Origin of the sequence: Winogradskyella eximia (assembly GCF_003386165.1) — a bacterium.
GTDB classification, from domain to species: Bacteria; Bacteroidota; Bacteroidia; order Flavobacteriales; family Flavobacteriaceae; genus Winogradskyella; species Winogradskyella eximia.
On the sequence record NZ_QRDV01000011.1, the window covers coordinates 4,431 to 19,507 of the forward strand.

Sequence of the window (15,077 nt, forward strand, 5' to 3'; positions counted from 1 at the left end):
GAAGCATGAGCAAATAGTATCGAGAACCTTGTTTACTCTTAAATCTTCTCGATACAAAATTTCAGAAAAAAGAAATTTCACTCGAAGTGACGTTGTGGGTTCAATTTATGTTTTGTGGATTATTTTAATATTAAGGTTTACGTCAGTTTGAGTGATTTGTAAAGCATGGGTAAATTGTATCGAGAACCTTGGTTGTTGTTAAAGCTTCTCGATACAAAATTTCAGAAAAAAGAAATTTCACTCGACCTGACGTTGTGGGTTTGGTTTATGTTGAAGTAGATCACAAAAAAAATCCTGATGCGTTAACATCAGGATTTTTAGATTTTATTAATGAGATGACTGCTTTTGCAGACATTTATTACTCAACAAGTACCCATTCGCCTTTAGCAATTAAAGGAATGGCTTGTTTGTATTTTACATCTTTAGTTTCACCACTCATCACATGTTTAATGGTCACTTTATCGTTACGTCCAATTTTTGGTTGGTCTCTCACAATAGTTTCAACAACTTGTTGCTGTTGTTGTGATGCTCCTTGTCCAGCTTGTCTGTTTTGAGAAGAACGTTCATCTAAATTAGGAATCTCATCTTTTTGAGTTTCTAATTTTTCTTGCTTACGTTGTTTTGCTTCTTGAATCGTATTTGCTGTTTCTTGTGGAATTTCCCCTTTAAATAAGAATGAGATAACATCTTTATTCACTTGGTCAATCATCGCTTTAAACAATTCAAAAGACTCAAACTTATAAATTAATAATGGATCTTTCTGCTCGTGAACCGCTAACTGAACAGACTGCTTTAATTCATCCATTTTACGTAAATGTACTTTCCAAGCATCATCTACAATGGCTAATGTAATGTTCTTTTCAAAATCATTAATTAACTGCGTTCCTTTAGTTTCGTAAGCTTTCTCTAAATCGGTAACGACTTGTAAATTCTTTACACCATCTGTAAATGGCACCACAATACGTTTAAAACGATCGCGTTGCGTGTTATACACGTTTTCAATCACCGGAAATGCTAAATCAGCATTACGTTGCATCTTTTCGCGATAGTGCTTAAAGGCTGCTTTGTAAATTGTACCAGCAATATCAGTAGCATTCATTTTTCCGAATTCTGCTTCAGAAAGGGGAGAGGCCATTGAGAAGTAACGGATCAATTCAAACTCAAAGTTTTTAAAATCGTTAGCATCTTTATTGTTATTTGCAATACCTTCAGAGGTATCAAAAATCATATTTGCTAAATCTACTCTAAGACGTTCACCATGTAAGGCGTTACGACGACGTTTGTAAATCACTTCACGTTGTGCGTTCATCACATCATCATATTCTAATAAACGCTTACGCACACCAAAGTTATTCTCTTCCACTTTTTTCTGTGCACGTTCAATAGACTTAGAAATCATGCCGTGTTGTATCACTTCACCTTCTTTTAAGCCCATTCTATCCATCATCTTAGCAATACGCTCAGAACCGAATAGACGCATTAGGTTATCTTCTAAAGACACATAGAACTGTGAACTTCCTGGATCTCCTTGACGACCAGCTCTACCACGTAACTGTCTGTCTACACGACGCGAATCGTGACGCTCAGTACCTACAATGGCTAAACCACCTGCGGCTTTAACTTCTTCGCTTAACTTAATATCGGTACCACGACCAGCCATGTTAGTAGCAATAGTTACTTGGCCAGCATTACCAGCTTGTGCAACAATTTCTGCTTCTTTTTTGTGCTGTTTTGCGTTTAAGACGTTATGGTCTATTTTTCTGATGCTTAACATTTTTCCTAAAAGCTCAGAAATCTCAACGTTAGTGGTACCAATTAATACAGGACGACCTGCATTAGATAGGTTGACCACTTCATCAATAACAGCATTGTATTTTTCACGTTTCGTTTTGTAAACTAAATCGTCTCTATCATCTCTAGCGATTGGTCTGTTGGTTGGAATTTCTACCACATCTAATTTGTAGATTTCCCAAAGTTCGCCAGCTTCTGTAACCGCAGTACCTGTCATACCAGACAGTTTACGGTACATTCTAAAGTAATTTTGAAGGGTTACCGTTGCAAAAGTTTGCGTAGCCGCCTCAATTTTTACATTTTCTTTAGCTTCAATCGCTTGGTGTAAACCGTCTGAATAACGACGACCATCCATAATACGACCCGTTTGCTCATCAACGATCATTACTTTATTATCCATTACCACATACTGATTGTCTTTTTCGAACAAAGCGTATGCTTTAAGTAATTGGTTAAGGGTATGAATACGTTCTGATTTAATACCGAAGTCTCTAAATAATTCTTCTTTAAGATTGGCTTCTTCTTCAGAAGATAATCCCATAGCTTCAATCTTAGCGATTTCAAGTCCTATTTCTGGCATTACGAAGAAATTAGGATCGTCTTCACCAGATAAGAATTCAACACCTTTATCAGATAACTCTACCTGATTATTTTTTTCATCAATAACATAATAGAGTTCCTCATCTACTTTAGGCATTTCTCTATTGTTATCTTGCATGTAGTAGTTTTCCGTTTTTTGAAGCAATTGTTTTACACCTTCTTCAGATAAAAACTTAATTAATGCTTTATTTTTAGGAATACCTCTGTAAGCTCTTAATAATTGGAAACCACCTTCTTTAGTATCACCAGCAGCAATCAACTTTTTAGCTTCTGCTAAAACACCTATTAAGTATTTACGTTGTACTTCTTCAATGGCATTTACTTTAGGTTTTAAAGCATCAAACTCGTGCTCGTCTCCTCTTGGTACAGGACCAGAAATAATTAATGGTGTACGTGCATCATCGACTAATACAGAATCGACCTCATCGACAATAGCGTAGTGATGTGGACGTTGTACTAAATCGTCTGGGGAATGTGCCATGTTATCACGTAAGTAATCGAAACCAAATTCGTTATTTGTTCCGTATGTAATATCTGCGTTGTAGGCTTTACGACGTGCGTCTGAGTTTGGTGTGTGGTAATCAATACAATCAATACTCATACCATGAAACTGAAATATTGGTGCCATCCACGCACTATCACGTTTTGCTAAGTAATCGTTTACCGTTACTAAGTGTACACCTTTACCAGCTAATGCATTTAAATATACAGGAAGCGTTGCTACCAACGTTTTACCTTCACCAGTTTGCATCTCTGCGATTTTTCCTTGGTGCATGGCAATACCACCAATTAACTGAACGTCATAGTGAATCATGTCCCAAGTAATTGGTTTACCAGCAGCATCCCAAGAGTTAGCCCAAATGGCTTGGTCTCCTTCTAAAGTTACATAATCATGCGCACCAGAAATTTCACGGTCAAAAGCGTTTGCTGTTACCGGAATCTGAGTATTGTGTACAAAACGTTTAGCTGTTTCTTTAACCACAGCGAATGCTTCTGGTAAAATATCATTTAAGACACCTTCAGTAACATCGTAGATTTCGTCATCGATTTTATCGACTTCAAGATACATGTCTTCGCGTTCGTCAATATCTTCAGTAACTTGAGCTTTAGCTAAAAGATCTTCTTTTTTAGTTTGAAGTGGTTGCCTGGCTTCAGCAATTTTAGCTTTAAATTCGGCTGTTTTTGCCCTAAGTTCGTCGTGAGATAAAGCCTCTAAAGCTTTTTCGAACGTTTTTATTTTTTCAACGATAGGTTTAATTGAACTTACATCTTGTTTAGATTTATCTCCAACAAAGACTTTAAGTACTTTATCTAAAAATGTCATATTTTAATATTTGTAACGGATTGATTGGTGTCAATCTTTTTTTTGTTAATTTCAGTTAGTTGTTCTAAAACGTGTTTTTTAATTTTAGAGCATATGTTATGTTTCGGTAAAAACTTCCGAAAACTAAAAAAAGTCTCTCAGTTATAATAACGCAAGAGACTTTTTTGTGATAATTTTATATGTTAATATTCATCCTCATTCCAGAGGTAATCTTCATCAGTAGGATAATCTGGCCAAATTTCTTCAATAGAATCGTAAGAATCACCTTCATCTTCTATTGCTTGTAAATTTTCAACTACTTCTAAAGGAGCTCCTGTTCTAATTGCGTAGTCAATAAGCTCATCTTTTGTTGCCGGCCAAGGTGCATCACTTAAATAAGATGCTAATTCTAATGTCCAATACATAATTGCGTGTGTAATTTAATTTTTGCAAAAATAATTTTTTAGTTGAACAATTCAAGAAAAAATCAAATTAATTAGCTCATAGGATAAATATTTTAATTTATTCGTCGCGCTGAACATTTATATTTGCGAATTTTGAATCAATCAAAGTTCACTTATAAATGTTTAATCATTAATAAAAAGAACGTATAATTTTCAACATATTTAGACGGAATATTGCATTATTCACAATCTAAAGGCTTCAAGCTTATTAATTCTTTTCAGGAATCCATTTAATCTCTTCAGCGTGTAAGTCATGTGACAACTTCCGTGCCAATACAAAAAGGTAGTCAGAAAGTCGATTGATATACATTAAAGTTTCAGGTTGAAACGGTTCTAAGTCATTAAGATGAGACGCCAAACGTTCGGCTCTACGGCAAACGGTGCGTGCAATGTGACAGAATGACACGGTTTGATGTCCACCTGGTAACACAAAGTGTGTCATTGGAGGTAAGCTATCTTCCATGAGGTCCATTTCCTTTTCTAATTTCTCAATGTCTTCGCTAGCTATCTTAGGAATGTTTAGTCGTGCTTTTCCATTTTTTAGAGTCGCCTTTTCTGGGTCAGTCGCTAAAATAGCACCAACCGTAAATAAACGATCTTGAATATGCATCAATGTATTTTTATATAACTGATCTATATCTTGATCTCTAATTAACCCAATATGTGAGTTAAGCTCGTCAATAGTACCGTAACTTTCTATTCTTATATGATGTTTAGGAACTCTTGTGCCACCAAAGAGTGCAGTTGTGCCTTTGTCTCCTGTTTTTGTGTATACTTTCATGTAAACAAAGTTAAGAGTTATGAGTTAAAAGTTATAAGTGAAAAGAGAAAAGTTTGAATATGAATTTTGCATAAAACTGCCAATACTAGAATGAAGGGTGCAGAACTAGGTCTAAATGATGGATGAATGCATTACGATTGCTTTTTAAGACGTATGCCATGTCTTAAAATTAAGCCTCCGATGATTAATACAATAGAAGGCATAAGAAGAAAATAATATACGATGTCAATATCTTGTTTAATAGCATAATACGAAATTAGAATGATAAGTATTATTGCAAATAGACTCAGTAAAAGACCTAAAACAATAAAACCAATAGCTTTTCGCATGTCTTAAATATTAAAATAAAATTGAGTTAAAAACTGACTATCGGTTAAAAGTGTCACTTTCAATAACACCATCTCGTAAACGGATAACACGTTTGGCGTGTGCAGCAATATCTTCTTCGTGTGTAACCATAATAACTGTGTTTCCGTTGGCATGAATTTGATCAAAAAGACCCATAATTTCAGTACCTGTTTTAGAATCTAAGTTACCCGTTGGCTCATCTGCCAGAATAATAGAAGGTTTGTTTACCAAAGCACGACCAACAGCCACACGTTGTCTTTGTCCACCAGAAAGTTGATTGGGTTTGTGATCCATTCGGTCAGCCAAGCCTACATCTTTTAAAACTTCTGTAGCACGTTCTTGACGTTCTTTTTTAGATGCGCCAGCGTATACCATAGGTAAGGCTACATTATCTAAAGCTGTTGTTCTTGGTAATAAATTAAAGGTTTGAAAAACGAAACCTATTTCTGTATTTCTAATTTCGGCAAGTTCATCATCAGTCATCTCGCTAACATCATTTCCGTTTAAGTTGTAAGAACCTGCTGTTGGTGTGTCTAAACAACCTAATAAATTCATTAGTGTAGATTTACCTGAGCCTGATGGTCCCATAATAGCAACATATTCACCACGTTTAATATCTAAATCAATACCTTTTAAAACATGAACAACCTCTTGTCCTAATTTAAAATCTCTAATGATGTTTCTAATTTCAATGACGTTGTCACTCATATTTAAATGGTGTTATGGCTTAAATCTTTTGCAAGATAAGGGAATTTAAAAATCGGTTCAATAGATAAGACGTTAAAATTGATGACTTGTTACAATCTAATTTTAAAATGTTCTTTGGCTTGTTCTTTTCTGAAAAAAACAACACCCAAAAGGAAAACATCTACGGTTACAGTGACGGCATTGTGATTTTTAATGTATTCCCAAGCTTCTGTCATGCCTTCAGACCAATAAATATCATCAAAAACAAAAACGGTTTCATTATGAATTTTAGGCAATAACGCCTCAAAATATTGAATGGTCGCTTCTTTGTTGTGATGTCCATCAAAGAAGATGAAATCGAAGTTGTTATTTTGTAAAGTAAGAATGGTGTTGCTGAAATTTCCTATTAGGAATTCAACATTACCAATGTGATGGTTTTTAAGTTGCGATTGGGCAAAATTTGAAGTGTTTGGGCAACCTTCAATAGTTATAATTTTTGATGTTGGGTTTGCTAAGGATAGCGCATAAGTTCCCATACCTAAAGAGGTGCCTAATTCTAATACCGTTTTAAATTTAAAGTAGTCTGAAAGTCTATATAAAAGTTCTGAATCTTTTTTAGAACTGCTAGAGGTTTTTGCCATTTTGCCAACATTTCGCTGGTTAGCATCTAAAACCTTAGAGCCTTCACCTAAATCTGTGATTTGTAACACTGTGTTTGATTGAAGTAACTCTTTTTTGTACTGTTTGAGTTTCTTGTAAGCATCAAATTTTGTTTTGTTGTAAAGACATTTGGTAACAAAATTATAGACAAAAGGGGAGTGGACTCCGTGCTGATTAGATGCTTTTGATAAGAATTTTATGTAGGCCTTTATTTGGTACACAGATTTGTTAATTATAAAAAATAAAATAGTAAGTTTTACAGTTGCACTTTAGGTTTTACAAAATGAAAAATTAGCCTTCTAGTTTCTCTGCCAATTCAAACCAACGCATTTCTTTTTCTTCAATAGTATCAATAATATTTTGTAATTTCTCAGAAAGCTTGCTAATCTCATCTTGTGATAATTCTGGATTAGTAAATTCAGCTTCTAACGCTACTTTATCTAATTCTAGAGCTCTAATTTTAGAGGTTAAATTTTTGTACTCTTTTTGTTCGTTATAATCTAATTTATTGGCTTCGTTTTGTTTTTCAGATTTTGTATTGTCTATTTTTTCTACAACTTCAACTTGTTTGGTTTGACTAGAGTCATAAGCTCTAAAATCTGAATAGTTACCTGGGAAATCTTCAACCTCTCCTTCACCTCTAAATACAAACATGTGATCTACAATTTTATCCATAAAGTAACGGTCGTGAGAAACCACTAGCAATACTCCAGGGAAATCCATTAAGAAATCTTCTAGGACATTTAGGGTTACAATATCTAAATCATTGGTAGGTTCATCTAAAATTAAAACATTTGGATTCTGAATTAATACCGTACATAGATATAAGCGTTTTTGTTCGCCACCACTTAATTTTTCAACAAAATCCCATTGTTTTTTTCTGTCGAATAAAAACTTTTCTAATAATTGCTGTGCACTAATTTGTCTGCCTTTGGCTAATGGAATATAATCGCCAAATTCTTTAATGACGTCAATAACTTTTTGGTTGGGTTTGGCTTTTATGCCACCTTGTGTGTAATAACCAATTTTAACGGTTTCACCAATCACTACTTTGCCGCTATCTGGTTGAAGTGTTTCTGTAAGTAAGTTAAGAAACGTCGATTTACCGGTTCCGTTTTTACCAATAACACCAATACGTTCGCCTTTTTTAAAGGTGTATTCAAAATCTTTTAAAATCACCTTATCTTTAAATGCTTTAGACACTTTGTGAAATTCTATGATTTTACTACCAAGACGTTCCATGTTAATATCTAATTCTATCTTATGGTCATTACGACGTTGGTGAGCTTTAGATTTTATTTCTGAGAAATCATCAATTCTACTTTTAGATTTTGTAGTACGTGCTTTGGGTTGGCGACGCATCCATTCTAATTCTTTTTTAAAGAGCTGTTTGGCTTTACCAACTTCGGTAGCTTGGTTTTCTATACGGGCTTCTTTTTTTTCTAAATAGTAAGAATAATTGCCTTTGTAGGTATGTAATTCGCCATGATCTAATTCCACAATTTCGTTACAAACACGTTCAAGAAAATAACGGTCGTGCGTTACCATAAACAAAGTTTGTTGTGTTTTAGAAAAATAGTCCTCTAACCATTCAATCATTTCTAAATCGAGGTGGTTGGTAGGTTCATCGAGAATTAAAATGTCTGGTTTACTTAATATGACTTGGGCTAATGCTAAACGTTTTTTTTGTCCACCAGAAAGGGTACTCACTTTTAAGCTAAGATCGTCTAGTTTTAGTTTTGATAAGGTTTGCTGGTATTGGGTTTCAAATTCCCAGGCATTAAACCTATCCATACCTTCAAAAGCTTTTTGGTAAGCTTCAGCATCTTCAGGATTTTTTAAAGCATTTTCATAAGCTTCAATGATTTTTAAAACCGGAATGTCTGAAGCGAAAATAGTTTCTTCAAGTGTAAGGTTGGGATCTAAATCTGGTTCTTGATCTAAAAAGGCTAATCTGAGCCCTTTTCTTATAACTATTTGTCCATCATCTGGTGCATCTTTTCCTGCTAAAATATTTAGAATAGATGTTTTTCCACTTCCATTTTTAGCAACAAAAGCAATCTTCTGATCTTTATGAATACTAAATGACAAATCTTTAAAGAGTACAAGCTCTCCAAAAGATTTAGATATATTTTCTACGTTGAGGTAATTCAAACTTTTTTTTACAAAGAACGTAAATAAACCAAAAAGAATACTAATAGTTTTGATATTACTATTGATACATTATATTTGTCTCTAAAGATCCATTATATATATGAAGCATATTAAGCTTTTAATAATTGTTTTGAGTTGCGTTATTGTTTCGTCTTGTATCCCTCATAAAGACACAGTTTATTTACAGGTTAAGGAAGGTGCAGCTAACGATACCATTCCGAATAACATGACGGAAGTTCAGAAACCTTATAGAGTGCAGATTAATGATATTCTTAATATAAGAGTGAAGGCTATTGATCAACAAACGGTAGAAATACTCAACCCAGTTGGCGATACTAGTTTAAATGCAGATAGTGCAGAACGTGCTTATTTTGATGGTTTTACTGTAGATCTTCATGGTAATATTAGAATACCAACACTGGGTCATCTTAACGTTTTAGGTTTTACGACTGAAGAAATTGAAAAAATTATAGAAGAAAAATTACTTGAAGATCAATTTAAGGAAACAGCGAATATATTTGTTACGGTAAAACTAGCAGGTTTAAGGTATACAGCAAATGGTGAAGTGGCAAGACCAGGAAGTCAGGTGTTGTTTTCTGAACGTGTAAATATTTTTGAAGCGATAGCAAATGTTGGTGAGATTTTAATAACAGGAAATAGAAAAGAGGTTAAAATAATAAGACAATATCCTCAAGGTCAAAAAATACATAGTTTGGATTTAACAGATGTTAATGTAATGAAGTCACCATATTATTATATTCAACCTAACGATATAATTTATGTAGAACCTTTGAGGCAGAAATCAATAGGAACAGGAGAAACAGCTGTTTCAAGTATTGCTACCATAGCATCTATACTTTCTTTACTTACCACAGGGATCTTACTTTTTACACGTTTGAATTAAATGGATGATAATTATATAGATATTGACGAGCAAGAATCTAAATCTCTTGGATTTGATTTTAAAGGATTTTTATTTAAAGCATTAAATCTGTGGAAATTCATTTTGCTGTGTGTAGGTTTAGCGTTAATTGTAGCCTATTTAATTAATGTTAGAAAGCAAAATATATACAGTTTAGATTCTTTAATCACTGTAGAATCTGACCAAAATCCATTTTTCACAGCTAATACAAGCATCTCATTTAATTGGGGAGGAGTTTCTGGTAAAGTGGGCAAAGTAATGACCTCGATAAATACACGTTCTCACAATGAACTTGTTGTAGATAGTTTAGAATATTACATTCAGTACCTACAGCAAGGAGAGTATAACAAGATAGATATCTACGGTAGGTCGCCATTTGTTTTTGATATCAATAAGTCTAAACCTCAGGTTTTAAATTTTCCTATTCGTATTATAAAAAAGAATGATAGCGAATATGAGGTTTATACCAATTCGGAAGCAACCACTAAAACAGCTCAGATTTATGAAGATAAATCTAAAACTCAAGTAAATCTGCCACAGGGAGAATTTAGACAAACGTTTAAGTTTGGTGAGTCTATAGAACTGCCCTTTCTTTCAGGGAAATTTACAATAAATCCTAGAGTTAATTTTTCTGAAGGAACTGAGTATTATTTAAGTTTCTTGAATTTTGATAATGTGGTAAGTAGTTACCAACGTAGTATTAAAATAGGACCTTATAATACGGCTGCTTCTTCCGTTTTAAGACTTTCTCTTGTTGGCAATAATAAAATTAGAATAGCTGATTTCTTAAATGCTACAACATCAATATTGAGTAGAACGGAGTTAGAACGAAAAAATCTTTATGCCACTAATACCATTAACTTTATTGATAGTAGTTTAAGGGCTGTAGATCTTAACCTAAAAGATGTGACTGGTAAGATGAACACTTTTAGGAAAAAAAATAAGATCTTTAGTGTAGATGAAGAAATGGCTCAATTATCCGAAAAGCTAAAAGATATTGAATTACAAAAAGAAGAAGCAAATTCTAAGCTCAATTACCTGAATTCATTAGAAAATTATTTAACTACAACTACAGATTATTCGCAGATTGCAGCACCTACTTCCGTTGGGATAGATGAAAGTAATATCTTAAATAGTGTAGCAAAAATCACTAATTTATCTATTGAGCGTCAAAACCTTGAAAACTCAACTAAGGAAGGATCTGTTTTATTAAAAGAAATTGATAGTAGAATTGATGCGGAAAAGAATGTTTTGTTGGCAACAACAAAATCTACCAAAGCGACTATAAATTTTCAGTTAAATACTATTAATAGAAACGCGGCTACTTATGAGGCTAAGTTGAGTGAGTTGCCAGAAGATCAGCAAGAGTTTTTAAAGATTCAACGCCAGTTAGATTTAAGTCAAGAAGCTTTTGATATTTACATGGCAAAACGAGGTGAAGCTGCCATAGTAAAGGCCGCAAATGTTAGTGATATCACTGTAATCGATGAAGCAAAAGATATTGGTAATCCACCAATAGGACCAAAGAAGTCTTTAAATTACATGATGGCTTTAATGGTTGGGTTTTTTAGTCCAATGTTTTTAGTCTTTATTGTATTTCTGCTTGATAATACCATTCATGGATCTGATGAAATTGCAAGAATGTCTAAAATTCCAATTTTAGGACTAATAGGTAAATATCGATACAAAAATAATTTGGTAGCTTTTGAGAAACCTAAGTCTGCAGTAGCAGAGTCTTTTAGAGCTATTAGATCTAGTTTACAGTTTGTTTTTAAAAAGAGTGCTTCTCAAACTAAAGCAAATACATTAATGGTTACGTCTTCTGTAAGTGGAGAAGGTAAAACATTTACATCGATTAATATTGCAACGGTATATGCGCTTTCAGGAAAAAAGACAATTCTATTAGGTCTAGATTTAAGGAAGCCAAAAATCTTTGATGATTTTAATATTACTAATGAGAAAGGTGTTGTTAATTATTTAATTGGTGATAGTAACTTTGAAGAGGTAGTTACGCACACACATATTGAGAATTTAGATATCATTCCTTCAGGTCCAATACCTCCAAATCCATCAGAGTTATTAATGAGTGATAAATTAAAAGAACTTATAATGACACTTAAAGACGAGTACGATATGATTGTATTAGATACTCCTCCTTTAGGTTTAGTTACTGATGCATTGGAATTAGTACAATATGCAGACGCTACTATTTTTATGGTAAGATTAGATTATACTAAGAAAGGGATGCTTCAATTAGTTAATGCTAAACAGCGTACAGGTGAACTTAAAAATGTCAGTTTTGTACTTAATTTTTATAGACATAAGAATAATAGTAATTATGGTTATGGCTACGGTTACGGTTATGGTTACGGCTACGGAGTATATGGAAACACATACCACGAAAAAGATAAGTCATCGTTACTTAAGAAGATTAAGGATTTCTTAAAAAGAATTTAACTACATATAAAGCTTATATTTTGATTACTAAAACTCAGCTTCAAGTAAAACGTGTATTTGATGTGTTTTTAGTATTGCTCATTTTGCCTATTTTTTTGATTCCTATAGTGTTACTAATTATTATAGCAACCATTGACACTAAAAGATATGGTATATATTCTCAATATCGTGTTGGCCAGCATGGTAAACTTTTTAAAATATATAAGATCAGAACTTTAAAGGACACGGAGCATCATCAACGAAATTTAGAACAAAGAGCTACAACGATAGGGAAATATTTAAGACAATCTAAACTAAATGAGTTGCCTCAATTATTTAATGTGCTGATTGGAGACATGAGTTTTGTTGGTCCGAGACCTGATTTGCAGGGTTTTGCAGACGAATTAAAAGGAGAAGATAGAATTGTTTTGAAAGTAAAACCTGGAATTACTGGTCCTGCAACCCTAAAATATAGGGATGAAGAACGTGTATTAGAACGACAAAAAGACCCGATTCAATACAATAGAACGATTATTTGGGTAGATAAGGTAAAAATCAATAAAAATTACGTTCTGAATTATAGTTTTTACTTAGATTTGACACTCATTTTAAAATCTACTTTAAACAAATGACACATTCAGAAGATAAAATTGCAATCATAGGATTAGGTTATGTCGGTTTACCCCTTGCGGTAGAATTTGCAAAGAAATTCTTTGTAGTTGGTTTCGATATTAACAAGCAACGAATCAGTGAATTAAATACTGGCCTTGATAAAACGTTAGAGGTTGAAAACGATAATTTAAAATCCGTTTTAACTACAGACTTAAATGCAAGTACAGGGTTATATATTACAGATAATGTAGAAGCATTAGCAACTACAAATATTTATATTATTACAGTTCCTACACCAACAGATGCTCTAAACAAGCCTGTATTTACTCCTTTAATAAAAGCTAGTGAAACAGTAGGACGAGCAATGTCTAAAAATGATATTGTTATATACGAATCTACAGTATATCCTGGAGCCACAGAAGATATTTGTGTGCCTATTTTAGCAGAAGTTTCTGGATTAACATATAATAAAGACTTTTTTGCTGGTTATTCTCCAGAAAGAATAAATCCAGGTGACAAACAACATACTGTAACAAAAATTTTGAAAGTAACTTCTGGTTCTACACCAGAAATAGCTAAGAAGGTTAACGACTTATATTTAAAAGTTATCACAGCAGGTACGCATTTAGCACCTTCAATAAAAGTGGCTGAAGCTGCAAAAGTTATTGAGAATTCTCAACGAGACATTAATATTGCTTTCGTTAATGAATTATCTAAAATATTTAGATTATTAGATATTGATACTAAAGACGTTTTAGAAGCAGCAGGTACCAAATGGAATTTCTTAAAATTCTCACCAGGTTTAGTTGGTGGTCACTGTATTGGAGTAGATCCTTATTATTTAGCTCAAAAAGCAATAGAGTCTGGATATAATCCAGAAATTATTTTAGCTGGTCGTAAGATGAATGACAGTATGGGAAGCTACGTAGCTACTGAAACTGTAAAAATGATGATTAAAAAGGGAGCAACCATAAAAGGATCAAAAGCTTTAGTTTTAGGAATCACATTTAAAGAAAACTGTCCAGATATTAGAAACTCTAGAGTTATTGATATTATTGAAGAATTAGAAACATACCATGTAAATGTAGATGTTTACGATCCATGGGCTTCAAAAGAAGAAGTAAAGCACGAGTATAAATTAGACTTAATTAGTGATTTTGGAGATTTAAGTTCAGATTATGATGCTGTTATTTTAGCTGTTTCACATAATGAATTCTTAAAATTAGATATCACTAAATTAAAATCACAAACAGGTGTTGTTTTCGATGTAAAATCATTACTTCCTTTAGACGCCGTAGACGCAAGATTATAATGTATTCAAACCCGCATCACACAGTAGACCTATCTGAGTTAAGTTTTTTAATCACAGGTGGTGGAGGCTTCATTGGCTCTAACCTAACAGAATACTTATTAAAGTATAATGCTAAAAAAGTAAGAGTTTTAGATAACTTTTCTAATGGGCATCGCGAAAATTTAACTGAGTTTATGGACAATCCAGCCTTCGAACTTTTAGAAGGTGATATTAGAGATTTAGAAACATGTAAAAAAGCTATGGACGGCATTGATTATGTCTCTCATCAAGCGGCTTTAGGTTCTGTTCCTCGTTCTATTAATGATCCAGCAACAACTAACGAAGTTAATATTTCTGGATTTTTAAACATGATGATTGCATTAAAGGATAGCCCAACGGTAAAACGTATGGTTTATGCAGCGTCTAGTTCAACTTACGGAGATAGTAAAGCTTTACCAAAAGTAGAAGATACTATAGGGAAACCTTTGTCTCCTTACGCGGTCACAAAATATGTCAACGAATTATATGCTGATGTATTTGGTACTACTTATGATACTGATGTTATTGGATTGCGTTATTTCAACGTATTTGGACCAAAACAAAGTCCTACTGGTGCTTATGCAGCTGTAATTCCATTATTTATGCAAGCGCTTAAAGATAACGAGCCTTCAAAAATTAATGGTGATGGTGAGCAAACAAGAGATTTTACCTTTATAGACAATGTGGTTCAAGCCAATGTAAAAGGATTTTTTGCCTCTAAAGAAGCAAAGAATGAAGTCTTTAATGTAGCTTGTGGTGAGCGCATTACTATAAATTATTTATGGGAGTCATTGCGTATAGCTGCCAACTCTGAATTAAAGGCCATTTATGGACCAAATAGACAAGGTGATGTTAGAGATTCTTTAGCGGATATCTCTAAAGCACAAAATCTATTAGGCTATAAACCAAAATATACTGTAAGAGAAGGTTTAAAGATTACTTGGGATTATTTTAATTAAATTTTGAATCAGTTCTAGTTTACTTACTTC

Annotated in this window: 12 protein-coding genes; 5 read left to right on the plus strand and 7 right to left on the minus strand. The window is 33.3% G+C overall.

What is annotated here, in order from left to right:
* Positions 1-358: 358 nt before the first annotated feature.
* The 7 genes from secA to DFQ10_RS17790 all read right to left on the minus strand — a co-directional run bounded on the left by secA (position 359) and on the right by DFQ10_RS17790 (position 8,788).
* Positions 359-3,715, minus strand: coding sequence for a preprotein translocase subunit SecA (gene secA, locus DFQ10_RS17760; protein ID WP_115818798.1), 3,357 nt, complete (start codon positions 3,713-3,715; stop codon positions 359-361).
* A 182-nt stretch (positions 3,716-3,897) separates the two neighbouring features.
* Complete coding sequence (locus DFQ10_RS17765) at positions 3,898-4,119, minus strand: DUF2795 domain-containing protein (RefSeq protein WP_008272287.1); 222 nt, start codon at positions 4,117-4,119, stop codon at positions 3,898-3,900.
* A gap of 247 nt (positions 4,120-4,366) precedes the next feature.
* The gene (locus tag DFQ10_RS17770; RefSeq protein ID WP_115818799.1) at positions 4,367-4,939 is read right to left on the minus strand and encodes a cob(I)yrinic acid a,c-diamide adenosyltransferase; all 573 of its coding nucleotides are present in this window, start codon (positions 4,937-4,939) and stop codon (positions 4,367-4,369) included.
* Between the two features lie 131 nt (positions 4,940-5,070).
* On the minus strand, positions 5,071-5,268 hold the full coding sequence (locus tag DFQ10_RS17775; RefSeq protein WP_115818800.1) for a hypothetical protein: 198 nt from the start codon (positions 5,266-5,268) through the stop codon (positions 5,071-5,073).
* Between the two features lie 37 nt (positions 5,269-5,305).
* Positions 5,306-5,995, minus strand: coding sequence for an ABC transporter ATP-binding protein (locus DFQ10_RS17780; protein ID WP_115818801.1), 690 nt, complete (start codon positions 5,993-5,995; stop codon positions 5,306-5,308).
* 89 nt (positions 5,996-6,084) lie between these two features.
* A complete protein-coding gene (locus DFQ10_RS17785) occupies positions 6,085-6,855 on the minus strand; it encodes an O-methyltransferase (protein ID WP_115818802.1) in 771 nt (256 codons plus the stop codon).
* Positions 6,856-6,925: 70 nt separating this feature from the next.
* Positions 6,926-8,788 carry an ABC-F family ATP-binding cassette domain-containing protein gene (locus DFQ10_RS17790; RefSeq protein ID WP_115818803.1) on the minus strand — a complete coding sequence of 621 codons (1,863 nt, stop codon included), beginning with the start codon at positions 8,786-8,788 and terminating at the stop codon, positions 6,926-6,928.
* 100 nt (positions 8,789-8,888) lie between these two features.
* On the opposite strand from DFQ10_RS17790, the gene DFQ10_RS17795 reads away from it, so the two are divergent.
* Genes DFQ10_RS17795 through DFQ10_RS17815 form a run of 5 tightly spaced genes read left to right on the plus strand, consistent with a single transcriptional unit; the run spans position 8,889 to position 15,047 of the window.
* The gene (locus DFQ10_RS17795) at positions 8,889-9,692 is read left to right on the plus strand and encodes a polysaccharide biosynthesis/export family protein (protein WP_115818804.1); all 804 of its coding nucleotides are present in this window, start codon (positions 8,889-8,891) and stop codon (positions 9,690-9,692) included.
* The gene (locus tag DFQ10_RS17800) at positions 9,693-12,167 is read left to right on the plus strand and encodes a polysaccharide biosynthesis tyrosine autokinase (protein ID WP_115818805.1); all 2,475 of its coding nucleotides are present in this window, start codon (positions 9,693-9,695) and stop codon (positions 12,165-12,167) included. It begins immediately after the preceding gene.
* A gap of 20 nt (positions 12,168-12,187) precedes the next feature.
* Positions 12,188-12,778, plus strand: coding sequence for a sugar transferase (locus DFQ10_RS17805; RefSeq protein ID WP_245940770.1), 591 nt, complete (start codon positions 12,188-12,190; stop codon positions 12,776-12,778).
* Complete coding sequence (locus tag DFQ10_RS17810) at positions 12,775-14,070, plus strand: nucleotide sugar dehydrogenase (protein WP_115818806.1); 1,296 nt, start codon at positions 12,775-12,777, stop codon at positions 14,068-14,070. The genes DFQ10_RS17805 and DFQ10_RS17810 overlap by 4 nt, the downstream gene beginning before the upstream one ends.
* Complete coding sequence (locus DFQ10_RS17815; protein ID WP_115818807.1) at positions 14,070-15,047, plus strand: SDR family oxidoreductase; 978 nt, start codon at positions 14,070-14,072, stop codon at positions 15,045-15,047. Before DFQ10_RS17810 ends, DFQ10_RS17815 begins: the two co-directional genes overlap by 1 nt.
* The last annotated feature ends 30 nt before the right edge of the window (positions 15,048-15,077 follow it).